This window comes from Gilliamella sp. B2785 (assembly GCF_026537005.1).
Taxonomy (GTDB): Bacteria; Pseudomonadota; Gammaproteobacteria; order Enterobacterales; family Orbaceae; genus Gilliamella; species Gilliamella apicola_E.
The window spans coordinates 1-25,504 of sequence record NZ_JAFNNC010000013.1; the positions used below are offsets into that span (position 1 = coordinate 1).

Annotated in this window: 16 protein-coding genes; 9 read left to right on the forward strand and 7 right to left on the reverse strand. The window is 38.1% G+C overall.

The features are described 5' to 3' along the window. Positions 1-566 precede the first annotated feature (566 nt). From J3U24_RS11355 to ubiG, 4 genes are all read right to left on the reverse strand, one after another. The gene (locus J3U24_RS11355; RefSeq protein WP_267347002.1) at positions 567-1,922 is read right to left on the reverse strand and encodes a hypothetical protein; all 1,356 of its coding nucleotides are present in this window, start codon (positions 1,920-1,922) and stop codon (positions 567-569) included. Between the two features lie 1,023 nt (positions 1,923-2,945). Then, positions 2,946-4,295, reverse strand: a complete 1,350-nt coding sequence (locus J3U24_RS11360; protein WP_267337848.1) for a hypothetical protein — start codon at positions 4,293-4,295, stop codon at positions 2,946-2,948. A 977-nt stretch (positions 4,296-5,272) separates the two neighbouring features. Beyond that, positions 5,273-6,736, reverse strand: a complete 1,464-nt coding sequence (gene guaB / locus J3U24_RS11365) for an IMP dehydrogenase (protein ID WP_267337849.1) — start codon at positions 6,734-6,736, stop codon at positions 5,273-5,275. 122 nt (positions 6,737-6,858) lie between these two features. Then, entirely contained in the window at positions 6,859-7,563 is a 705-nt protein-coding gene (gene ubiG / locus J3U24_RS11370; RefSeq protein WP_267337850.1) for a bifunctional 2-polyprenyl-6-hydroxyphenol methylase/3-demethylubiquinol 3-O-methyltransferase UbiG, read from the reverse strand. Positions 7,564-7,887: 324 nt separating this feature from the next. Here ubiG and J3U24_RS11375 point away from each other — a divergent pair, with 324 nt between their 5' ends. From J3U24_RS11375 to J3U24_RS11410, 8 genes are all read left to right on the forward strand, one after another. Continuing rightward, entirely contained in the window at positions 7,888-9,261 is a 1,374-nt protein-coding gene (locus J3U24_RS11375; RefSeq protein ID WP_218058410.1) for a sodium-dependent transporter, read from the forward strand. A gap of 216 nt (positions 9,262-9,477) precedes the next feature. Next, positions 9,478-11,346, forward strand: coding sequence for a molecular chaperone HtpG (gene htpG, locus J3U24_RS11380; RefSeq protein ID WP_065562674.1), 1,869 nt, complete (start codon positions 9,478-9,480; stop codon positions 11,344-11,346). Positions 11,347-11,518: 172 nt separating this feature from the next. Continuing rightward, positions 11,519-12,358, forward strand: a complete 840-nt coding sequence (gene licT, locus J3U24_RS11385; protein ID WP_267337851.1) for a BglG family transcription antiterminator LicT — start codon at positions 11,519-11,521, stop codon at positions 12,356-12,358. Between the two features lie 185 nt (positions 12,359-12,543). Next, complete coding sequence (locus tag J3U24_RS11390; protein ID WP_267337852.1) at positions 12,544-14,412, forward strand: beta-glucoside-specific PTS transporter subunit IIABC; 1,869 nt, start codon at positions 12,544-12,546, stop codon at positions 14,410-14,412. A 3-nt stretch (positions 14,413-14,415) separates the two neighbouring features. Beyond that, positions 14,416-15,807: a glycoside hydrolase family 1 protein gene (locus J3U24_RS11395; protein WP_267337853.1), complete on the forward strand. Its 1,392-nt coding sequence runs from the start codon at positions 14,416-14,418 to the stop codon at positions 15,805-15,807. 66 nt (positions 15,808-15,873) lie between these two features. Further along, complete coding sequence (locus J3U24_RS11400; protein WP_267337854.1) at positions 15,874-16,707, forward strand: histidine phosphatase family protein; 834 nt, start codon at positions 15,874-15,876, stop codon at positions 16,705-16,707. Between the two features lie 137 nt (positions 16,708-16,844). Further along, a complete protein-coding gene (locus J3U24_RS11405) occupies positions 16,845-18,185 on the forward strand; it encodes an OprD family outer membrane porin (protein WP_267337855.1) in 1,341 nt (446 codons plus the stop codon). Between the two features lie 14 nt (positions 18,186-18,199). Further along, positions 18,200-18,964 (forward strand): histidine phosphatase family protein, encoded by a 765-nt coding sequence (locus tag J3U24_RS11410; RefSeq protein ID WP_267337856.1) that lies wholly within the window; start codon positions 18,200-18,202, stop codon positions 18,962-18,964. Positions 18,965-19,003: 39 nt separating this feature from the next. On the opposite strand, the gene J3U24_RS11415 is transcribed toward J3U24_RS11410, so the two are convergent. After that, positions 19,004-20,284, reverse strand: a complete 1,281-nt coding sequence (locus J3U24_RS11415) for an MFS transporter (RefSeq protein WP_267339311.1) — start codon at positions 20,282-20,284, stop codon at positions 19,004-19,006. Between the two features lie 149 nt (positions 20,285-20,433). Here J3U24_RS11415 and J3U24_RS11420 point away from each other — a divergent pair, with 149 nt between their 5' ends. Beyond that, complete coding sequence (locus J3U24_RS11420; RefSeq protein WP_065733923.1) at positions 20,434-20,958, forward strand: methylated-DNA--[protein]-cysteine S-methyltransferase; 525 nt, start codon at positions 20,434-20,436, stop codon at positions 20,956-20,958. A 223-nt stretch (positions 20,959-21,181) separates the two neighbouring features. Here the strand turns inward: J3U24_RS11420 and J3U24_RS11425 are convergent, their stop codons facing one another. After that, complete coding sequence (locus J3U24_RS11425; RefSeq protein ID WP_267337858.1) at positions 21,182-22,501, reverse strand: hypothetical protein; 1,320 nt, start codon at positions 22,499-22,501, stop codon at positions 21,182-21,184. Between the two features lie 888 nt (positions 22,502-23,389). After that, entirely contained in the window at positions 23,390-24,757 is a 1,368-nt protein-coding gene (locus tag J3U24_RS11430; protein WP_267337859.1) for a hypothetical protein, read from the reverse strand. Between the last annotated feature and the right edge of the window lie 747 nt (positions 24,758-25,504).

Here is a 25,504-nt window from a genome sequence, read left to right on the forward strand (position 1 = left end):
AAGTATAGTGATTGGAAAAACACGATGCAACACTTTTTTTCGCTCATTTACGTTAACTTTTGTAAATAGGATCTAAAAAGGATCTGAAAGTTAATTGGTTAATCATTGTTTTAATTAAGCATATCGTCATTACAAATCTTTAAAATTAGAACAATTGATCCTTGAAAATTTTATTTTAGGGCTTTGAATTAGAAATTTAGTGATTTTGAGCATTTAATAATTTTTAAGTGAAATTTAGAACTTCAAAAACCCCGCTCCTCAACTTTTTTTGATGGAAAAACACGACAACTAAAGAGTGCCATAGTTAGAGCGGAATTATTTATTTGAGGCAACATTGCAAAGCAGAATTTAGAACCTCAAAAACCCCACTCCTCAACTTTTTTGCTAAAAAACACATCAAAAATAAACCCGCCTAAGCGGATAATTCAAACGTCGCTTAGCCGCAAAATCGCTTTTTTTATGGCTAAACGACGTTGACTCTTCGAGTCAGCTTGCTTTTAATCACCTAATACTATTTTTTATCACTCCCACCCCCGCCCTAAGGATTAAGGACGAAGGAATAAAAACTAAGGATGGGAGCAAAGGCCGTAGCTGTCGTAGTTGTCCCAACTCACGCCACCGTCGTCTGCGTCCACGATCAACTGGTGACTACCAAGCGGGTCACTAGTCCAGTACCAACTGTTGATGAAGACAACGCCAGAGTAATCCCACATACGACCCCACTCAGTGAAAAATCCAGAACCAATATGACGCTGGTAATAATTATTAGGTGAAGAAGGAGTTGCGCCGACTGAACCCTGACAGTGAGAATCTGAATTAGTACCACGACAAGATGCATTGGTTAAATCCCTTACGCTAGGCATTCGATAACCAATACTATTACACCAAGATAAAGTATTAGAATAATTTTTCTTCACAGAACCACGGTGGACGAACCACTGCTTCAAAGTAAAACCATATTTGACAACAGGATTACCATTAGTATCACGACCGACCAACTCGAAAGTCTGAGGCAAAGTAGGTTTAGAAATAGGACTAGGACTGTCTGAATTATGCTGGAATTCGGTAGCGTAAGGACCAGTTAAAGTAACACGAACGCTTGTAGCAGTAGAACGAGACATTGTGACGGTGATACCACCCAGAGAAACAGGAGACCAAAACAATGGCTGACTTACACCACTAATGAGTAAATCAAAGTACAGTTTGTTAGCACCAGTTGTAGGAAAGTTTCTACCGTAAAGTGACGGGTCTGTTTTTTGTGTGAGAAAACCCTTAGCAGGGTCCCACATCAAAGCTGGGCCGCGGAAATCGTGAGAAATACCATCCTCATTAAGCTTACCATACCTTAAGTTAGGCCGAGCAAAACAAACCACAGGCCCAGCCTTAGGATTGACGTAATAAGTCACATTACTAGCACTGAAAATACTACGATTAGGAAATCCGTAACGAGTTGATAATGTACCGTTAGTACTAGATAACGTAACCTTATAAGGTGCAGAATCATTACATGTCGTTAACATCGTATTACGTGATACAGGCCGATTGTTTTTATCGACGATAGATAAACTCAAAGAACCTGTAGCAGTAACGCCAGAATCACCATCATCATCCCCCCAATAATTATTAGGAGGACCGATAAGAGTACTTAAATCGACTGAATTAGTATCAGTAGGAACCAACATACGAATATCAGCAAAACTCTGACCCGCAACGGGCAAGGAGATTGGTGCTGAAGAAGATGAAGTATTGGTTGAAGGCGTGTAATTAGCTCCGTTAGATAGCGTAATCCCAAGCAGACCGTTAGCATCAACTGCACGAGTACGACCACCGTCGAAAGTCAGATAAGGTGCACTACCCTGTATCGCATTCCTAGTTGTCTGTGATGTCAATGCGTGACCCGAAAAAGGAAGGAAAAGAGCCACGAAAAAAACAATCTGCCGGGATAATTGGGAAAAGGATCGAAAACCGGATCTGAAAGAGGATCCGAAAAACGACCGGAAAAAAGATCGAGAAGAGGATCGCGGAAGCGATCGCGCGAAAATTCGCAGAATTTCACTTGATTGCGTGGAAAAATAAGTTTCAGTGAAAAATTTAAACTGGGTGCTGGACTTAGACGAATTTAAAAGATAGGTTGGCCAGGTTGCCTGTTGCCTGTTGCCTGTTGAAAATTATAATGCATTTTAGACTACCTTGTCAAGTAATTTTTTGATTTATTTGTAATTTTATACTTTTCTATCAAATTTTAGCCTTGTAGCTAAAACCGTGTAAAAAGTATAGTGATTGGAAAAACACGATGCAACACTTTTTTTCGCTCATTTACGTTAACTTTTGTAAATAGAATCTAAAAAGGATCTAAATTATAATTAATTAACTATTGTTTTAATTAAATATATTACCATTACAAATCTTTAAATAAATAATTAAAGATCATCGAAAATTTTATTTTAGGGCTTTGAATTAGAAATTTAGTAAGTTTGATCATTTAAAACTTTTTAAGTGAAATTTAAAACTTCAAAAACCCCGCTCCTCAACTTTTTTTGATAGAAAAACACAGCTACTAAAAAACGCCATAGTTAGGGCAGAATTATTTATTTGAGGCAACATTGCAAAGCAGAATTTTAAACCCCAAAAACCCCGTTCCTCAACTTTTTTGATGGAAAAATAGAACTACTAAAAAGCGCCACAGTTAAAGCGGAATTATTTACTTGAGGCAACATTGCAGAATTTTGAACCCCTAAAAACCCCACTCCTCAACTTTTTTTGAGATAAAATACCTCAAAAATAAACCCGCCGAGGCGGGTAATTCAAACGTCGCTTAGCCGCAAAATCGCTTTTTTTATGGCTAAACGACGTTGACTCCTTGAGTCAGCTTACTTTTAATCACCTAATACTATTTTTTATCACCCCCGCCCCCGCCCTAAGGATTAAGGACGAAGAAATAAAAACTAAGGATGGGAGCAAAGCCCGTAGTATTTATAGTTTTTGTAGGGGATAGTAATGAAACCGACGGCTAAGTACACGAGAAACCGACTACCATCCGAGTGTAGGTCACTAGTCCAGAAATGATCGTTGTAGAAGTCAACGCCTGAATAATCGTACAAAGCGCCCCACTCCGAGGAAAAACCAGAACCTATATGACGCATATAATGATTAGCCGGTGAGGAAGGGGTGGCGCTGACTGAACCACGACACAAAGAATGGTTGGTAGGACAATATGCGTTGGTTAAATCCTTTACCTTAGGAAGGCGATAACCAAGACTATTACACCAAGATAATGTATTAGGATAAGTGTCCTTCTTCTCACCACGGTGGACGAACCACTGTTTCAAAGTAAAACCATATTTAACGACAGGAGTACCATTAGTATCACGACCGACCAATTCGAAGGTCTGAGGCAAAGTAGGTTTAGAAATAGGACTAGGATTGTTTGAATTATGCTGGGATTGAGGAGCGTAAGGACCCGTTAAAGTAACGCGTACGCTTGTAGCAGTAGAATTAGACATAGTAGCTGTGATACCACCCCGAGAAACAGAAGACCAATACAATGGCTGACTTACACCACTAATGAGTAAATCAAAGTACAATCCATTAAGACCAGTTGTAGGAAAGTTTCTACCGTAAGAGGATGGGCCTGTTGACTGAGGGATAAAACCTTTATAAGGGTCCCAAATCGAAGACGGACCGCGGAAATCGTGAGAAATACCAAGCTCATTAAGCTTACCATACGTTAAATTAGGTCTGGCGAAACAAACCACAGGCGAAGCCTTAGGATTGACGTAATAAGTCTCACTACGGGCACTGAAAGTACTACGATTAGGAAATCCGTAACGAGTTGATAATGTACCGTCAGTACCGGATAAGGTAACCTTATAAGGTGCCTTACAAATCTCTGGCACGGTACTACGTGATACCGTTTGACCGCTTTTATCGATGATAGATAAACTTAAACGACCAGTAGCAGTAACGCCAGAATCACCATCATCATCTCCCCAATAATTATTAGGAGGACCGATAAGTGTACTCAAAGCGACTGAATTTGTATCAGTAGGAACGAACATACCAATATCAGCAAAACTCTGACCCTCAACCGGCAAGACGATTGGGGTTGTAGATGATGAATTGTTAGAAGGCGTGTAATTAGCTCCGTTAGATAGCGTAATCCCAAGCAGACCGTTAGCATCAACCGCACGTGTACGACCACCGTCGAAAGTCAAATACGGTGCACTACCCTGTATCGCATTCCTAGTTGTCTGTGATGTCAATGCGTGACCCGAAAAAGGAAGAAAAAAAGCCACGAAAAAAACAATCTGCCGGGATAATTCGGAAAAGGATCGAAAACTGGATCCGAAAAAGGATCGCGAAAAGGATCTGAAAATGGATCCGGAAAACGACCGGAAAAAAGATCGAGAAGAGGATCGCGGAAGCGATCGCGCGAAAATTCGCAGAATTTCACTTGATTGCGTGGAAAAATAAGTTTTAGTGAAAAATTTAAACTGGGTGCTGGACTTAGACGAATTTAAAAGATAGGTTGGCCAGGTTGCCTGTTGCCTGTTGCCTGTTGAAAATTATAATGCATTTTAGACTACCTTGTCAAGTAATTTTTTGATTTATTTACAATTTTATACTTTTCTATCAAATTTTAGCCTATTAGCTAAAACCGTGTAAAAAGTATAGTGATTGGAAAAACACGATGCAACACTTTTTTTCGCTCATTTACGTTAACTTTTGTAAATAAGATCTAAAAAGGATCTAAATTATAATTGATTAGCTATTGTTTTAATTGGATATATTATCATTACAAATCTTTGAAAATATGATTAAAGATCATCGAAAATTTTAATTTAGGGCTTTGAATTAGAAATTTAGTGATTTTGATCATTTAATAATTTTTAAGTGAAATTTAAAACCTCAAAAACCCCGCTCCTCAACTTTTTAAGAAACGGGATATTATCTGCACTGAATAAACTGACTGATGTTGATTGATTCGAAAATTATATTTTATTAACTGCCTACACGGCATAAACCTAGAACAAGACATACTATAATCGTTGTTTGCAAAAAGGCAAAGGGCATTTGGCGTTTTAAAAACCCTTTTTTTATTATCTTTTTAAAATAATGATTTTTTAATTATTTTATTTTTTGATTAAAAAAAGGGTTATAAAAATAATATTTTTTGAGGCTTAGAAAACCCCGCTCCTCAACTTTTTTAGAAAGCAAATTTTACTCATAAAAAAAGGATTACACTGAATCCTTTTTTATTGATATTTATTGATTAACCCGCTCGATAATTAGGTGGCTCTTTAGTGATTAGGACGTCATGAACATGACTCTCTTTCATACCTGCGCCAGTAATGCGGTAGAACTTCGATTTTGTGCGTAACTCATCGATAGTTCCACAACCCGTTAGCCCCATACATGAGCGTAATCCACCCATTTGTTGGTGGATGATCTCTTTTAATAAACCTTTGTAAGCAATTCGGCCTTCAATACCTTCTGGCACTAGCTTATCGGCAGCATTATCTGATTGGAAGTAGCGATCCGATGATCCTTTTGCCATCGCACCGAGTGAACCCATACCGCGATAAGATTTATAAGCACGACCTTGGAATAGTTCGATTTCGCCTGGTGCTTCTTCGGTTCCGGCAAACATTGAACCAACCATAACACAAGATGCGCCAGCGGCAATAGCTTTGGCAATATCACCTGAAAAACGAATGCCACCATCAGCAATAACTGGAATATTGTGTTGTTTAGCTACTTCAACAGCGTCCATAATGGCACTAATTTGCGGTACCCCTACCCCAGTGACGATACGCGTGGTACAAATTGAACCCGGTCCAATACCCACTTTTACCGCACTCACGCCTGCATCAATTAGCGCTTTTGCGCCTTCACCCGTAGCAACGTTGCCACCTATAATTTGTAAATTTGGATAGGCTTGTCTTGCTTGGCGAATGCGTTCAAGTACCCCTTCTGAATGGCCATGTGATGAGTCGATAAGTAAAACATCAACGCCGGCTTCAACCAAAGCAGCAATACGCTCTTCGTTACCCGTACCCGCACCTACTGCTGCGCCAACACGTAAGCGACCTTTTTCGTCTTTACATGCATTAGGTTTTTGTTCTGCTTTATTGTAATCTTTAACGGTTATCATGCCTTTTAAGTGGAATCTATCATCAACCACTAAAACCTTTTCAACACGATGTTCATGCATTTTTTGCAGTACACTTTCTCGAGATTCGCCCTCTTTAACGGTGACTAAGCGCTCTTTAGGTGTCATTACCGCAGTTACAGATAGTGATAAGTCAGTTGCAAATCGAACATCACGAGCAGTGATAATACCGACTAACTCTTGTGATTCTGTCACAACCGGAAACCCTGCAAAACCATATTCTTTAGCAAGATCGATTACTTGTTGAATAGTTGCTGTTGGTAGTACTGTTACTGGATCTTGAACAATTCCGCTTTCATGTTTTTTAACACGCTTTACATGCTCAGCTTGAACTTCAATTGGCATATTTTTATGGATAAAACCAATGCCTCCTTCTTGAGCAAGGGCAATAGCCAGTTCGGCTTCGGTTACCGTATCCATGGCAGCAGATAGCATTGGAATATTTAATTTGATGGTTTGCGTCAGTTGAGTTGTAATATCAGCAGTATTAGGTAAAACAGTTGAATGGGCTGGAACTAATAAAACATCATCGAACGTGAGGGCTTCTTTAACTATACGAGACATGACAATATTCACCATTGAGTTGGATTGTTGATAAAATATTGCCGATGTATTCTACTCACATTCGATATAAAAGACTAGTAGAATTTGATATTTATTTTTAGGCGATAATCAATCGCCCACTTTTAATTGAGCTCGTCTTTTTGAGCCATCAAAATATAATTTACATCAACATTACGACCTAATCGGAATTGATTGCTGAGTAAGTGATATTCCATTCCAATAATATCTTTAACCGTTAAATGCGCTTGTTCAACCCAAGTCATTAATTCAGAAGGACGGATAAAACGATTAAAATCATGAGTCCCTTTTGGCACTAAGCGCGCTATATATTCAGCGCCATAAATCAACATAAGTTTTGCTTTATGGTTACGGTTGATGGTCGATAAGTAGAGTTTTCCGTTCGGTTTGAGCAGTTTTGCGCAGGCATCAATAATAGAAAATGGGTCAGGCACATGCTCTAACATCTCCATACAAGTTATCACATCATAGTGTGATGGATACTGTGTGGCGTGCTCTTCAACGGTTTGTTTTTGGTAGTTGATAGAAAGACCATTTTGCTCGGCATGTAATTTTGCTACCGCTAATGATTCATCAGCCAGATCGATAGCGGTTACATTTGCACCTAACTTGGCTAAACTTTCAGACAATATTCCCCCACCACAACCAACATCTAATACATTTTTTTGATTCAAATCGTTTGATTTAATGTAATCAACTCGCAATGGATTGATGATATGCAATGGTTTGCATTGGCCATTTGGATCCCACCATTGTGCAGCTAACTTGGCAAACTTATCTATCTCGTTTAAATCGATGTTTTGTGTCATGGGTATTCTTATCAAAAAGGGGAATTGATGTAATATATGCGATGAGTTGATGATTAGCAATATCAAACCGTTTTAAAAACCCCGCTCCTCAACTTTTTTTATTACTCATAATTTCTATACTAAACCACTTAAAAACTCTGTTTTACTTAGCGATATAGGTTTAATTTTTTCATTGGCTATAACTATAAATGGTAATGTTTTCTTGTCTATGGGCTTAATTCATGGCATGATTTAGCGCTTAATTTATCTAATAAAAAAATAGTTCAGCCTAGGCTGATGCTAGAAATTAAATATTTAATCAAAAACTCAAGGGAAAATATATTCATGAGTACAGGTACTATGAAGAAAAGTCATTCACAGTGGAGCTCTCGCATGGGATTCATGCTTGCAGCTGCGGGTTCTGCTGTGGGTTTAGGTAACATTTGGAAATTTCCATACATGGCTGGAGAAATGGGTGGTTCAGCATTCGTACTTACCTATTTGCTATTTATGTTTGTTATTGGTCTGCCTATTCTAGTTTTAGAGTGGTTAATTGGCCGTCGCGGGCAAAAAAATCCAATCCATACCATGGAAGATGTTGCTGTTTCAGAAGGTCGCTCAAAATTGTGGCGCTGGGTTGGTATTATCGGCGTACTTGGCTCATTTTTAATTCTCTCGTTTTATAGTGTAATTGGCGGTTGGGCTACCGATTATATCTTTTTAGCTATCAATGGTACATTTAATGGTGCGAATGGTGCCGTAACGGCGCAAATCTTCAAAGGTTTTCTTGGTAATACCTCTAGCTTGTTGATTTGGCATACGGTGTTTATGGCAGCCAATACCATTATTGTTGCGATGGGAGTTGGCGCTGGTTTAGAGCGTGCTTGTAAGGTAATGATGCCTGGCCTTGGTATTTTATTATTGGTTTTAGTTGCTTATGCAGCCATCGTTAGTGGATCATCATTTGGTCAAGCGTTTGACTTTTTATTCACACCAAACTGGTCAGCATTAAATGGTACTGCCATTTTAGCGGCTTTAGGTCATGCATTCTTCAGCTTATCATTAGGTATGGGGATTATGATGGCTTACGGTTCATATCTTGGTAAAGATGTGAACTTAATCTCTACTGCTCGCACCGTTGTTATCTTAGATGTTATCGTTGCGATGTTGTCAGGTATGGCGATCTTCCCATTAGTATTTGCTAATGGTTTAGAAGCAGGTTCTGGTCCTGGTCTGATCTTTGTAACGTTACCTATTGCTTTTGGTAATATGGCAGCAGGTTCAATTTTAGGTTGTTTATTCTTTATCTTCCTAACTTTTGCTGCGTTAACCTCATCAATATCATTACTTGAGCCTACGGTAGAGTTATTAGAAGAAAAAACGCACATGGGTCGTAAAACCGCAACAGTGGTTAGTAGTGTATTAATTTGGGCATTAGGTATCGCTTGTATTTTATCATTCAATGAATGGGCAGACCTGAAACTATTTGATAAAAATATTTTCGATCTGCTTGATTACCTCACAAGTAAGATTATGTTACCTGTGACAGGATTAGGTACTGTTATCTTTGGTGCTTGGATGATGAACCAAAAAGTCATTCGTAAAGAGCTTAACTTAAATAGCTTCTGGTTTGGCGTTTGGACGATTTTAACTCGCGTAATTATTCCGGTTGCCGTTGTTCTTATTTTAGTTTGTGGCTTTTTACCAGAAACTCGATAATTAAATTATCATCAATAGCCCTGATACATTATCAGGGCTTTTTTTTAATCAATTAAAAAATCACCAATCAATGGTTTATCATAACCTCTCCTCTTGAAATTCTTTTTTTAATTCCCATATAGCAATACAACAATTAATCAAAACATTATGTCAAAGTTAATCAATTAAAATGTATCGATCACTTTTAATTGCTAAAAATAGTTGAGGTATTAGTCAATGAGTAAGCAAGGAACAGAAACGCGTGGATTTCAATCCGAAGTTAAACAAATTCTGCATTTAATGATTCACTCTTTGTATTCAAACAAAGAGATTTTTTTAAGAGAACTTATTTCAAATGCATCTGACGCAGCCGACAAGCTCCGTTTTAAAGCACTTGAAAATGCAGATTTATATGCGGGTGATGCTGAGCTTGGTGTTCGCATTTCAACAAATAAAGAAGCTGGCACATTAACCATTGCAGATAATGGTATTGGGATGACTCGTGATGAAGTCATTGAAAATTTAGGTACGATTGCCAAATCAGGAACCAAAGCCTTTTTAGAATCCATTGGTAGTGACCAAGCGAAAGACAGCCAATTAATTGGTCAATTTGGTGTTGGATTCTATTCTGCCTTTATTGTTGCCGATAAAGTGACAGTAAAAACCCGTGCTGCAACAGCTAAAGCCGATGAAGCAGTGATGTGGGAATCAGCTGGTGAAGGTGAATACACGATTTCTGATACAGAAAAAGAGAGTCGCGGTACTGAAATCATTTTACATTTAAAAGAAGATGAAAAAGAGTTTTTAGATGATTGGCGTCTACGTTCAATTATTAGCAAATATTCAGATCACATCTCATTACCGGTTGAAGTCCAAACTACTGAAGAAAATGAAGTTAAGTGGGAAAAAGTCAACAAAGCCCAAGCACTTTGGACACGAAGCAAATCAGAAGTGAGTGATGAAGAGTATAAAGAATTTTATAAACATATTTCACATGATTTTGCCGATCCACTAAGCTGGAGCCACAACCGTGTTGAAGGTAAACAAGAGTACACTAGTTTGCTCTATATTCCATCTAAAGCACCTTGGGATATGTGGAATCGTGACAATAAACACGGTTTAAAACTCTATGTACAACGTGTGTTTATTATGGATGATGCTGAACAATTTATGCCTAATTATTTACGTTTTGTAAAAGGCTTAATTGATTCAAATGATTTGCCATTAAATGTATCACGCGAAATATTACAAGATAATAAAGTGACACAAAACCTTCGTAATGCATGTACTAAACGTGTTTTACAAATGCTAGATAAACTTGCCAAAGATGATAAAGAACAATATCAACAATTTTGGAGTGAATTTGGTTTAGTCTTAAAAGAAGGTACTGGTGAAGACTATGCTAACCGTGAAGCGATTATGAAATTATTACGCTTTACAACAACACAAAGTGATAGCGAGGCGCAAACTGTATCATTAGACGATTACATCAGCCGTATGCAAGAAGGCCAAGAGAAGATCTATTACATCACTGCTGATAGTTATGGCGCAGCGAAAAATAGTCCTCACCTTGAGCTATTCCGCAAAAAAGGTATTGAAGTCTTATTATTATCTGATCGTATTGACGAGTGGATGATGAGCAATTTAACTGAATTTGATGGTAAACAGTTCCAATCAATCAGTAAATCTGACGAGTCAATCGAGAAGTTAGCTGATCAAAATAGTGATGAGCAAAAACAAGTCGAAAAAGAACTTGAGCCATTTATCGAACGTGTTAAAAAAGTATTAGGCGATAAAGTTAAAGAAGTTAAATTAACACATCGTTTAACTGATACGCCAGCAATTGTCACTACCGCTGCCGACGAGATGTCTACGCAAATGGCAAAACTCTTTGCAGCAGCAGGACAAAAAGCACCAGAGATAAAATATACCTTTGAAATCAATCCTGATCATCAATTGGTTAAACGTGTTGCTGATACGCAAGACGAAACCGCATTTAGTGATTGGATTGAATTGCTATTAGATCAAGCGTTACTAGCTGAAAAAGGATCATTAAATGATCCAAGCAAATTTATTCAAACAATGAATAAACTACTTGCACAATAATTAATTTATTCACCCAAACCCGATATGGCTCGCCTATCGGGTTTATTTTTTTGAGAAAAATCAATTTATTTTTCTCAAAATTATGAAGTCAGTCACACTTTTTTATATTCCTCCTTTCCATTTTCGTTTTGCGATAGATAATAAATTAATCTTAAAATTTAGACAGAGTCAGATGAAAGTTCATAAAATATTAAATAATAATGTTGTAGTGACTTTGGATTCCAAAGGGAATGAATTGATTGTTACGGGTCGAGGAGTAGGATTTAAAAAACGGGAAGGTGATGAGATCGACCCGAAACTTATCGAAAAACAGTTTTCTTTAAATAACCAAGAAATATTACCCAAATTTGCTGAACTGCTTTCTGAAATTCCAATCGAAGTTCACACCACATCCGATATTATTATCAATCATGCCAAACAATTTTTAGGCAGTAAATTACAAGATAGTATCTATATTTCATTAACTGACCATATCTATTTTGCCATTGAACGGCATAAGCAAGGATTTGATATTCCGAATAACTTTATCTGGGAGATAAAAAAATTCTACCCTAAAGAGTATGAAATCGGTGTGTACGCTTTAGATGTGATTAAAAAACGGTTGGGTGTTGAGCTTCATGAAGATGAAGCAGGATTTATTACATTTCATATTGTCAATGCTGAGCTTAACGATACCATGCCCAATATTGTTAATATGACCAAAATCATGCGTGAAATTTTAAATATCGTAAAATATCATTTTCGGTTCGAATATGACGAAAACAGCCTTTCTTATCAACGATTTGTTACCCATTTAAAGTTTTTTGCGCACCGCATTTTAAGTAAAGGTAAATCCGCACAACAAGATACCTCGTTGTATGAGATTATCCGTGAAAAATATGAACAAGCTTATCTTTGCACTAAACAGATAGATCTCCATTTAATCCAACAATATCAACACCCGCTATCTGATGATGAAAGTTTATATCTCACTATTCATATTGAACGATTGAGGTCGGAATTAAAAAAATAATTATGTGATATACATCACAAATTAACGAATGAATTGTCAACAAGCTAATTTATTTTATGTTAATTTAATAAGGAATCTTTTTTTGGATTGTTATTGCATTGGTTAATTTTATCGATGCAAGCAAAACCTAAATCCCGTGTTTATTGGGGTTTAGGTTTTTTTTTGCGCTTAAATAAGGATAAGCTATGAAAAATAAACAACTTGCTGAATCAATTATTGAGAACGTAGGTGGTCAAGATAACATCGTCAGTCTAGTACACTGTGCGACCAGACTTCGCTTTGTATTGAAAGATGAATCAAAAGCAGATGCCGAAATAATTAAAAAACAAACTGGCGTCATTACTGTCGTTCAAAGTGGTGGACAATTCCAAGTCGTTATCGGCAATAATGTTGCTGACGTATTTAATGCAATTATGGATATCACTAGCCTTAATAACACCCCCGCCCCTCAAGAAGCGGGACCGAAAAAAGGGATTGTGTCACGACTGATTGATTTAGTATCAAGTATTTTTATTCCAGTTTTAGTGGTACTGGTTGCTGGCGGTATTTTAAAAGGGATTGTGTCTCTATTACAAGTATGTGACATTGTTCAGGAAAAAACGCCAACATTTACTTTTTTAAACGCTATTGCTGATGCGCCATTTTATTATTTACCGATCATTTTAGGTTTTTCAGCGGTTAAAAAATTTGGTGGTAATCCTTATGTTGGAATGGCGATCGGTGGCGCGTTAGTCTATCCGGATATTACCGAGATGCTAGGAAAAGCAATTGAATTACAAACTGAATTTTTCAATATCCCCATTAAATTAATTCCTTATAAATCCTCAGTCTTCCCGGTAATTTTAGCAGCATGGTTTTATTCATTGCTTGAACGTAACTTCAACAAAATCATGCATGACTCATTTAAAAAATTCATTTCGCCCCTACTCGGTATTATCATTACTGTGCCATTAACGTTTGCGCTTATTGGTCCAGTCGTTGCATTTTTATGTAACATTGTTGCTAGTGGCATTATTTATGTTTATGAACTTAATTCTGTTATTGCCAGTATGATTTTAGCAGGACTTTGGCAAATAATGGTTGTGTTTGGTATCCATTGGGGCTTGGTACCTTTTGCGATAAATAATATTACCGTATATCAACAAGACTTTATGTTGCCAATCTTATTCCCAGCGGTATTTGCCCAAGTCGGTGCGGTATTGGCGGTGATGATGCGCAGTAAAGATCCGCAAGTTAAAGCGTTGGCAAGTTCGTCAGCACTCTCAGGTGTATTTGGGGTAACAGAACCAGCAATTTATGGCGTTAACTTACCATTAAAACGCCCATTTGTGATCGGTTGTCTCTCAGCCATGGCTGGCGGTGCGATTATTGGTTATTTCAAATCGGTTATCTTCTCATTTAGCTTCACCAGTATCTTTGCATTTTTACAAATGATTCCAAGCGATGGTTTGGATGATAAATTCTTTGCTGCCATAATCGGTTCGATAGTCTCATTTATAATTGCATTGGTGGTAACTTATCTATTTGGTATTCCTAAAGATAAAAAAGCGGATAATGCAGAACAATCGCCAATAAACAGTCAAACGCAGATCGATACTATCTCAAGTCCAATGACCGGCAAACTTATTGATTTAAATCAAGTCAATGATCCAACTTTTGCCAGCGGATTGATGGGTAAAGGTGCCGCAATTATTCCAACCATTGGCGAAACTGTCGCGCCTGAAGATGGTGAAGTTGTTTCGCTATTTAGAACTAAACACGCTATCGGATTTCAAACTCAATCAGGGGCGGAAATCCTTATTCACATTGGTATCGATACGGTTAAATTAGATGGGCAACATTTTGAAGCGCATGTTGAAGCCGGCCAAAAGGTGAAAAAAGGTGATAGACTTGTTAGCTTTGATATCGAAGCGATTAAACAAGCCGGCTTTGAAGTCACCACACCAATTATTATTACCAATAGTGATGACTATATCGATGTGCAGTGTATATTTAAACAAGATGACGTTCAACAAGGTGACGCGCTATTAGCGTTAAGTGCAAAAAAGGAGTAAAACATGGCAAATACATTTCCTAGTGATTTTTTATGGGGTGGCGCTATTGCTGCCAATCAAGTTGAAGGTGCATATCGTGAAGATGGCAAAGGGCTATCAACATCTGACTGCACGCCTAATGGTCTATTTGGTGATATTGTCGATCGCAATAAAGTCGATATTACCAGTATTAAAGATCGGGCAATCGACTTTTATCATCGCTATCCAGAAGATGTTGCCCTGTTTGCTGAGATGGGATTCACCTGTTTAAGAACATCTATCGCTTGGACCCGAATCTTTCCAAATGGTGATGAAGAGCAACCAAATGAAAAAGGCCTGGCGTTTTATGACAAACTATTTGACGAAATGTTAAAACACAACATTACGCCACTTGTCACCTTATCGCATTATGAAATGCCCTACTACCTTGTCACACAATATGGTGGATGGGGAAATCGTAAAGTCATCGAATTTTTTACTCGTTATGCCAAAACAGTATTTGAACGCTATAAAAATAAAGTGAAATATTGGTTAACTTTCAATGAAATTAATATGTCACTCCACGAACCTTTTACTGGCGTTGGCTTAGATCGTAACAGTACTAAAGCCGAAATCTATCAAGCGATTCATCATCAATTAGTTGCCAGTGGTCGTGCGGTAAAATTGTGTCATCAAATCATTCCTGATGCCAAAATCGGTAATATGCTACTTGGCGCTATCGCCTACCCGCTTACGCCAAAACCAGAAGATGTTTGGGCGACACATGTAGAAAATCATGGTTGGTTATTCTTTGGGGATGTTCAGGCTCGTGGTTACTACCCAACTTATATGAATCGTTACTTTAAAGAGAACAATATTGAGCTAACCATTACCGATCAAGATCGTGAAGATTTAAAAGAAACCATCGACTTTATCTCATTTAGTTACTATATGAGTTGTTGTGGCACAGCGGACGATTCACTCCGTCAAAAAGGTAATATTCTTGATATGGTCCCAAATCCTCACCTTAAAGCATCTGAATGGGGCTGGCAGATTGATCCGGTTGGTATTCGTTACTTATTAAACCTACTTTATGAGCGTTTTCAAAAACCACTGTTTATTGTTGAAAATGGTTTAGGCGCCAAAGACAAACTTGAAGCAGATGGCACGGTTAATGATGATTATCGTATAAACTATATGAACGATCACTTAGTGCAAATTCGCGAAGCTATTAACGATGGCGTTGAAGTAATGGGATACACCAGTTGGGGACCAATTGACCTCATTAGTGCATCAAAAGCAGAAGTCACCAAACGTTATGGTTTTATCTATGTTGATCTAAACCAAGATGGCTCAGGCTCATTAAAACGCTATAAAAAGAAAAGCTTTTATTGGTATCAGTCTGTGATTTCATCCAAAGGTGCAACTTTAAAATAATGATCATGCTGGTAATGTCTGCTTGGCATTACCTGCAAATGTACTGAGCAGATTACGAGGATAAAGATGATAAATAAAATAATTAAAATCACCACCAGTTTACTGTTGTTGACCGCACTACTCTCGACTGGATGTAGTAATCAACCAAGCAGTAGGTTTAATGCTAATCGTGATGATGTGGTTACCATCTATTTTGCAAGGCATGGTAAAACGTTATTCAATACCTATGACCTAGTACAAGGCTGGGCCGATTCACCCTTAACCGACAAAGGAATAGAAACGGCGCGTTATTTAGGTGAAGGCTTTAAAAAGAAATACATCAGATTTGATGCTTATTACACCAGCGATTCAGGTCGTCAACGCGAAACCATGCAAGTGTTGTTAGCTCAAAAAGGGGTAAAACATTACAAAATACAAGAGTTAAAAGGCCTACGCGAAGTTTTTTACGGCGGATTTGAAGGCGGTACTAATGGAAAAATGGTATCCGCAGCTATGAAATCACTGGGTTACAAGTCGGTTGATGCCTTTTATAAAAGTTATGTACAAGGGCAAATCCCAGTAACAACGTTAACCGAAGCGATTGCCAAAAGTGATCCTAAGCATGAAGCGGAAAACTTTACCCAAGTTAAAGAGCGCACTCAAAACGCACTCCACACTATTGTAGAAACCGCACTGGCTAAGCATCAAAAAAATATATTGGTGATCTCATCAGGCATGTCGATTCAAGCAATGATTTATGACTTAACTGATAATCCTGTTAAAAACAGACCATTTGCGAATGCAACTGTCGTCAAAATTGTTTACCAAAATGGTAAATATAAGGTCGTTGAAATTGGCAGTATGGACTATGTTAATGAGGGTAAATCATCATTAAATATCGGTGAAAATCGTCAAAATTAGAAACAATTAGTAAAATTTAGTCGAATAGGATTGTTACTGCTTTTGCAGGCAAAACCTAAATATGACTCAAGCTTGATAGCTTGGGTTGTGTTTAGGTTTTTTTTTGGAAAAAAAATTTATAAAAATAGGAAATAATAATGAAAATAAAGTACGTCTCCTTAGCATTACTTAACATCATGTGTTTTTCAGCTATTGCCGCTGAGTCAAATTCAATCAATAGTGAAAATGGCTTTTTGAATAATGCCTTTTTCAAAGATACTAAATTTGAATTTTCAACACGTAACCATTGGAAGTATTTAAAAGAAAACGCATCCCAACCTAAAGAAGTCCATAGTGCATGGGGGCAAGCATTTACGCTCAATTATAAATCAGGTTATTTATTCGATACCCTAGGTTTTGATTTCACCTATGATAACGTTATAAAACTTGGTGCTAGTGACTACTTTGCAACTCGTAACTTACTCTATAACTCAGGCAAAAAAACAAACAAACACAATGCGCATGGTTTTAACAAATTTACTCAACGTTATGCCAAAGTCAAACTCGGTGATAAAAATATCAACTTTAATGGTAAAGTCGGATGGCATAGCTTAAAAGATACGGGGGTAATGAGTTCATCACAACATTTAACTCGTTATAGTTATTTGGGATACAGTGGCGTATTAAAATACTCAAACTTAGCGCTACAACTTGCTTACATCGACAGCGCCTTCCCGCGTGAATCATCGAAAAAAGTGCATTTTTATAGCTTAGATAGAAAACACGTCATTGATAATATCAAAACAGCCGGTATTGCGTATAATGACAAAATAGTAAAACTTGATTACTCCTATGGCGTTGCTAAAGACTACATCAAACGTCATGCTATCGAGTTCTCTTATAAACCGATGGATAAACTTATTCTTGGTTCACAAATTTACGGTAGTACCGCACTTAAAAACCATGACAAAATGAAAGCTAATGTCCGTGATTTTGATGATTCAGCATGGCATTACGCCACTGACATTGAATGGAAAGAAGCCGACTGGAGTGCTAAATTCGGTATCGCCTATACTGACGCTAACCGCAAAGGTGCTATCGGTTACTATGGTCGTCATATTGGTAAAAACAATCGTGGACGTTTTAACGGTATGGCAGCAGCTGCAGCCGACTATATGCGTGATGGCGAACTGGTATTTTCAAGCATATTGACTTACGACTTCTTTAAAGACAATACCACAGGTTTATATCTCAACTACGGTGAATTTAACTACAAACATGAAACCTTAAAAAATGGCGAAATCAACGTGTTTAACATCTTTAAACCAACAAGTGGTACATTTAAAAATCTATCTATTTTGTCAAAATTTGGTTATGGTTGGTCTTATAAAACCTTAAGCAGTAAAGACATTACGCCAAAATTAAGAGACGGCAAAGCTCAACGTTCACCAACACTGTCAGCCGAAACCGTTATTGATTATCGATTCAACTTATTATAGAAAAGGAAGAAACTATGAAAAAACTCATTAAACTTATTGGATTAACCGCTATCCTTACCGCATCAATTGCACAATCATTTGCTGCCGAAGTGAATATCTATTTTACCCGTCATGGTAAAACCATGTTCAACAACGTCCATCGTGCTCAAGGATGGTCAGACACGCCACTAACAAAACCGGGAATTGAAGTGGCACAGCAACTTGGTCGTGGCTTAAAAGGTATCGACTTTATTTCGGTCTATTCAAGCGATTCAGGCCGAGCAAGACAAACTGCGCGCATTGTTCTTGAATCTAAAGGTGATACAAAATTAAGCATCAACGAAATGGAAGGATTACGAGAAACCTGTTTTGGTGATTTTGAAGGCGATCTTGATCCCAACATGTGGAACCCCGCAGCACAGCACCTAGGTTATGAGTCTGACAAAGCATTAATGGCTGATTTAGCTAAAGGTAAAGTCACCCTTAAAAAAATGATGGACGCGATTAAAGCCGTTGAAAAATCAGGCGAAGCAGAAGACTACAATGCCGTTAAAACACGTATGCAAGCATCATTAAGAGCAATTGCAAAATCAGCCCAAGAACAAGGTGGCGGTAATGTTCTTGTTGTTTCTCACGGCATGGCAATTATGGCTATGGTTGAAGAAATGTTAGATAAACCAATCACAAGTGGACTAGGTAACGCGAGCGTCACTAAAATTCGTTACACTGATGATGGCAAATTCATTGTTGAATCATTAGGTGACATGAGCTATGTCGAAAAAGGCAAAGCAGCAAAATAATCGATAAAAAAGGCTCACCGAAGTGAGCCTTTTAACTTTTTACTTTGAAAAATCACTATTTAATGTCTCTTTAATCAACCATGTTGCGATGATACTAATGATTGACGCCACCGCCACATAATAGCCTACCCACGTCAAACTACCATGTGCCACTAAATAATTAGCAATAATTGGCGCAATTGATGCCCCTAAAATCCCACCAATACTATACGCTGCTGACGACCCGGTATAACGAATATTAGTCGGAAAAATCTCGGGTAAAAATGCCCCCATAGGTGCAAAAATAATCCCCATCAAAAATAGTGATAAGCATAAATAGGTCATCACCAATAATTCACTACCACTAGCCATAAATTGAGTCATCAACAGACCAGATAGCGCAACAAGCATTAAGCCAACAATTAAGACCGGCTTACGTCCGTATTTATCGCTAAGTCGGGCAGAAATCGGGGTAGCGATCGCCATAAATACAATCGCTACACACAAAAATCCTAAAAAATGACCTTTTTCAATGCCCAAGTATTTAGTGCCATATTGCAATAAAAAGGCTGTGGTTATATAAAAAAGCGTATAACAACCTACCATCGAAAATGAGCCTAACGTCAACGCTTTCCAATGGTGAACAAACATATTCATTACTGGCATTTTAACTTGTTTTTTATTGGCTAAAGCTTGAGTGAAAATGGGGCTTTCAACTAATTTTAATCGAACATACAAACCAATAACCACAAGAACCGCACTAAGAACAAAAGGAATACGCCAACCCCAATCTAAAAACTGCTCATTACTCAGCGAAAGCGTAACACATAAAAATACCCCATTAGATAATAAAAACCCAATCGAAGGGCCTAACTGAGGAAACATCCCAAACAGAGCGCGTTTATTTTTTGGCGCGTTTTCCGTCGCCAATAATGCTGCACCACCCCACTCACCACCAAGACCTAAGCCTTGTGCTAATCGTAAAATACACAACAAAAATGGCGCCCAAAAGCCAATCACACTATACCCAGGTAACAAACCAATTAACGCCGTAGCCACGCCCATCAAAATAAGCGATACAACTAGGGTGGACTTTCGACCAATGCGATCACCAAAATGACCAAACAAAATCGCCCCAATAGGCCTTGCAACAAAAGCTATACCGAACGTTGCAAATGATTGCAACGCTTGAGCCGATGGCGAACTATCAGGAAAAAATACCGGCCCAATCACTAGCGCAGCAGCGGTGGCGTAAATATAAAAATCATAAAATTCAATTGCAGTGCCGATAAAACTAGCTAACGCTACGTTCGACATTGAATTGGCTGGTTTAGTATTCATCATTCATTCCAAAATTATTTTATTTTTAAATAAGTGCAAATATTATAGTTGTTAACAACCCGTTTACCATTATAAATAAAAAAAGTAATATCCCTATTCTCAATATAAGAACTCGCTATAATAATATAACCGACTAAAAAGGATTTTATATGTATTACATCAGTCATTATTCATCACCACTGGGGCAAATCACCCTAGCAAGTCAGCACAATAAATTAGTGGGTGTTTGGATTGAAGGACAAAAATATTTTGGCCAAATGCTAAGCGCCCAAAAAGAAGAGGCGCCAAATTTAGCCATATTTAATCAAACCAAAAAATGGTTGGATGACTACTTTGCCGGCAAAAAACCGGCTATCACAAAATTGGCTCTAGCACCACAAGGTAGCGAATTTAGGCATAAAGTGTGGGATATATTGGTACAAATCCCTTATGGTAAGGTGATTACCTATGGTGATATTGCTAAACAAATCAGCACCAACATGTCCAGTCAAGCAGTCGGCGGTGCCGTCGGCCACAACCCCCTTTCCATCATTATTCCTTGTCACCGCGTAGTAGGCACAAATGGCAACTTAACAGGTTATGCAGGCGGAATTGATAAAAAGGTGTGGTTGTTAGAACATGAACAAGTTGATATAAAAGATTTTTTTGTCCCCAAAAAAGGAACCGCTATTTAAAGATAAATATTTTTTAGCCCAAAAAATCAAAAAAACCGCCCCTCAACTTTTTTTCGATAAAACACCTCAAAAATAAACCCGCCTAGGCGGGTAATTGAAGCGTCGCTAAGCCGCAAAATCGCTTTTTATGGCTAAACGACGTTGACTCTCAGCTTACTTTTAATTGCTTAATACTATTTTTTATCCCCCCCCTCCCTAAGGATTAAGGACGAAGAAATAAGAACTAAGGATAGGCACAAAGCCCATAGTTGTATTGGTGCTCCAAACTCACAAAACCGCTGCGCGTGGACACGCAAAAACGCGGTTCACTAGTCCAGTACCAAAATCTGAAGCCAACGCCAGAGTACTTTTCCATACGACCCCACTCCGTGAAAAAGCCAGAACCTATATAACGCATGTAAAGATTATTAGGAGAAGAAGGTGTGGCGCCGACTGAACCATTACACCTAAGTTCTGAATTAATACCACGACAAGATGCATTGGTTAAATCCTTTACGTGAGGCATTCGATAACCAATTCGACTACACCAAGATAAAGTATTAGAATAAGTGTCATGCTTATTACCACGGTTGACGAACCACTGCTTCAAAGTAAAACCATATCTAGCAACTGGATTACCATTATTATCACGACCGACCAACTCGAATGTCTGAGGCAAAGTAGGTTTAGAAATAGGACTAGGACTGTTTGAATTATGCTGGGATGTGGTAGCGTAAGGACCAGTTAAAGTAACACGTACGCTTGTAGCAGTAGGATTAGACATTGTGACTGTAATACCACCCAGAGAAACAGGAGACCAAGACAATGGCTGACTACTACCACTAATGAGTAAATCAAAGTACAATCCATTAGCACCAGTTGTAGGAAAGTTTCTTCCGTAAGATGATGGGCCTGTTGACTGAGGGATAAAACCATTAGCAGGGTCCCACATTGAAGAAGGGCCAGCATAATTACCTGTACCGTAATTCAAATTAGGTCGAGCAAAACAAACCACAGGCCCAGCCTTAGGATTAACGTAATAAGTCACATTACTAGCACTGAAAGTACTACGATTAGGAAATCCGTAACGAGTTGATAATGTACCGTTAGTACTGGATAACGTAACCTTATAAGGTGCAGAATCAGTACATGTCGTTAACACTGTATTACGTGATACAGGCCGATTGTTTTTATCGACGATAGATAAACTTAAAGAACCTGTAGCAGTAACGTTAGCATCACCATCATCATCACCCCAATAATTATTAGGAGGACCGATAAGTGTACTCAAAGCGACTGAATTTGTATTAGTCGGAACGAACATACGAATATCAGCAAAACTCTGACCCACAACCGGCAATGAGATTGGTGCTGAAGAAGATGAAGTATTGGTAGAAGGCGTGTACCTAGTTCCGTCAGATAAAGTAATCCCAAGCAGACCGTTAGCATCAACCGCACGTGTACGACCACCGTCGAAAGTCAGATAAGGTGCACTACCCTGTATCGCATTCCTAGTTGTCTGTGAAGTTAATGCGTGCCCCGAAAAAGGAAGAAAAAGAACCACGAAAAAAACAATCTTCCGGGATAATTGGGAAAAGGATCGAAAACAGGATCCGAAAAACCACCGGAAAAAAGATCGAGAAGAGGAGTGCGCGAAAATTCGCAGAATTTCACTTGATTGAGTGGAAAAATAAGTTTCAGTGAAAAATTTAAACTGGGTGCTGGACTTAGACGAATTTAAAAGATAGGTTTGGCAGGTTGGCTGTTGGCTGTTGGCTGTTGAAAATTATAATGCATTTTAGACTGTCCTGTCAAGTAATTTTTTGATTTATTTATAATTTTATACTTTTCTGTCAAATTTTAGCCTATTAGCTAAAACCGTGTAAAAAGTATAGTGATTGGAAAAACACGATGCAACACTTTTTTTCGCTCAATTACGTTAACTTTTGTAAATAGGATCTAAAAAGGATCTAAATTATAATTTATTAACCGTTGTTTTAATTAAATATATTACCATTGCAAATCTTTAAAAAGATAATTAAAGATCCTCGAAAATTTTTATTTTAGGACTTTGAATTAGAAATTTAGTAAGTTTGATCATTTAAAACTTTTTACGTGAAATTTAAAACTTCAAAAACCCCGTTCCTCAACTTTTTTTGATGTAAAACAGAGTTACTAAAAAACGCCATAGTTTAAAGCGGAATTATTTATTTAAGACAATATTTCAAAGCAGGATTTTGAACCCCAAAACCCCCACTCCTCAACTTTTTTTGAGATAAAAACCGCAAAAATAAACCCGCCGAGGCGGGTAATTCAAACGTCGCTTAGCCGCAAAATCGCTTTTTATAGCTAAACGACGTTGACTCCTTGAGTCAGCTTACTTTTAATCACTCAACACTATTTTTTATCACCCCCACCCCCGGCCTAAGGATTAAGGACGAAGGAATAAGAGCTAAGGATGGGAGCAAAGGATGTAGTAGCGGAAGTAGGAGGAGTGGGACTTCGCCGTCCACCCCCCAAAACCTGTGTTTGAGGTCACCCGAAACAGGTAGTTACGACTCGAGTCACTAGTCCAGTACCCATTGTTGAAGCCAATGCCAGAGTAATTGCTCATAGCGCCCCACTCCGTGAAAAATCCTGAACCAATTCTACGTTGGTAATAATTATTAGGTGAGGAAGGGTGGGCGCCGACTAAACCGTTACAGAAACGGTCTGAACCTTCACCTCGACAAGATGCATTAGTTAAATCCCTTACGCGAGGTACACGATAACCAAGACTATTACACCAAGATAAAACACGAGAATAATCGGACTCAGTCACATTACCACGGTTGACGAACCACTGCTTCAAAGTAAAACCATATTTAACAACTGGAGTACCATTAGTATTACGACCGACCAACTCGAAGGTCAGAGGCAAAGAAAGAGAGGTAAGACGACCAGGACTGGATGAGTTCTGTTGGGATTCGGTAGCGTAAGGACCAGTTAAAGTAACACGCACGCTTGTAGTAGTAGAATTAGACATAGTAGCAATGATACCTCCACGAGAAACAGGAGACCAAGACAATGGCTGACTACTACCAGTAATGAGTAAATCAAAGTACAATCCATTAGCACCAGTTGTAGGAAAGTTTTGACCATAATAGAGAGGGTCTGTTTTTTGTGTGAGAAAACCATTAGCAGGGTCCCACATCGAAGACGGGCCGCGGAAATCGTGAGAAATACCACCCTCATTAAGCTTACCATACATTAAATTAGGTCTTGCAAAACAAACCACAGGCGAAGCCTTAGGATTGACGTAATAAGTCACATTACTAGCACTGAAAGTACTACGATTAGGAAAACCATAACGAGTAGATAATGTACCGTCAGAACTAGATAACGTAACCTTATAAGGAGAATTACAAGTCGTTAACACGGAATTACGTGATACAGACTGATTGTTTTTATCGACGATAGATAAACTTAAAGAACCAGTAGCAGTAACGTCAGCATCACCATCATCATCCCCCCAATAATTATTAGGTGGACCGATAAGAGAACTCAAAGCGACTGAATTAGTACCAGTAGGAACGAACATACGAATATCAGCAAAACTCTGACCCGCAACCGGCAAGACGATTGGTCTTGAAGAAGATGAAGAATTGGTTGAAGGTGTATATTTAGTTCCGTTAGATAGCGTAATCCCAAGCAGACCGTTAGCATCAACAACACGCGTACGACCGTCATCGAAAGTCAGATACGGTGCACTACCCTGTATCGCATTCCTAGTTGTCTGTGATGTCAATGCGTGACCCGAAAAAGGAAGAAAAAAAGCCACGAAAAAAACAATCTGCCGGGATAATTTGGGAAAAGATCGAAAACAGGATCTGAAAGAGGATCCGGAAAACGACCGTAAAAAAGATCGAGAAGAGGATCGCGGAAGCGATCGCGCGAAATTTCGCAGAATTTCACTTGATTGCGTGGAAAAATAAGTTTCAGTGAAAAATTTAAACTGGGTGCTGGACTTAGACGAATTTAAAAGATAGGTTGGCCAGGTTGCCTGTTGCCTGTTGCCTGTTGAAAATTATAATGCATTTTAGACTATCCTGTCAAGTAATTTTTTGATTTATTTGCGATTTTATACTTTTTTGTCAAATTTTAGCCTAGTAGCTAAAACCGTGTAAAAAGTATAGTGATTGGAAAAACACGATGCAACACTTTTTTTCACTCATTTACGTTAACTTTTGTAAATAAGATCTAAAAAGGATCTAATTTATAATTTATTAACTATTGTTTTAATTAAATATATCTCGATTACAAATCTTTAGAATTAGAGCAATTGATCCTTAAAAATTTTATTTTAGGGCTTTGAATTAGAAATTTAGTTATTTTGATATTTTAATAATTTTTAAGTGAAATTTAGAACCTCAAAAACCCCGCTCCTCAACTTTTTTTGCAATAAAATCGCCTCAAAAATAAACCCGCCGAGGCGGGTAATTCAAACGTCGCTTAGCCGCAAAATCGCTTTTTTTATGGCTAAACGACGTTGACTCCTTGAGTCAGCTTACTTTTAATCACCTAATAC

Bases quoted from the DNA above. Each gene is read 5' to 3' on its own strand.
- J3U24_RS11400 (WP_267337854.1), top strand. From the start codon at position 15,874: ATGATAAATAAAATAATTAAAATCACCACCAGTTTACTGTTGTTGACC.
- J3U24_RS11420 (WP_065733923.1), top strand. From the start codon at position 20,434: ATGTATTACATCAGTCATTATTCATCACCACTGGGGCAAATCACCCTA.
- J3U24_RS11390 (WP_267337852.1), top strand. From the start codon at position 12,544: ATGAAAAATAAACAACTTGCTGAATCAATTATTGAGAACGTAGGTGGT.
- guaB (WP_267337849.1), bottom strand. From the start codon at position 6,736: ATGTCTCGTATAGTTAAAGAAGCCCTCACGTTCGATGATGTTTTATTA.
- ubiG (WP_267337850.1), bottom strand. From the start codon at position 7,563: ATGACACAAAACATCGATTTAAACGAGATAGATAAGTTTGCCAAGTTA.
- htpG (WP_065562674.1), top strand. From the start codon at position 9,478: ATGAGTAAGCAAGGAACAGAAACGCGTGGATTTCAATCCGAAGTTAAA.
- J3U24_RS11395 (WP_267337853.1), top strand. From the start codon at position 14,416: ATGGCAAATACATTTCCTAGTGATTTTTTATGGGGTGGCGCTATTGCT.
- J3U24_RS11405 (WP_267337855.1), top strand. From the start codon at position 16,845: ATGAAAATAAAGTACGTCTCCTTAGCATTACTTAACATCATGTGTTTT.
- J3U24_RS11415 (WP_267339311.1), bottom strand. From the start codon at position 20,284: ATGAATACTAAACCAGCCAATTCAATGTCGAACGTAGCGTTAGCTAGT.
- J3U24_RS11410 (WP_267337856.1), top strand. From the start codon at position 18,200: ATGAAAAAACTCATTAAACTTATTGGATTAACCGCTATCCTTACCGCA.
- J3U24_RS11375 (WP_218058410.1), top strand. From the start codon at position 7,888: ATGAGTACAGGTACTATGAAGAAAAGTCATTCACAGTGGAGCTCTCGC.
- licT (WP_267337851.1), top strand. From the start codon at position 11,519: ATGAAAGTTCATAAAATATTAAATAATAATGTTGTAGTGACTTTGGAT.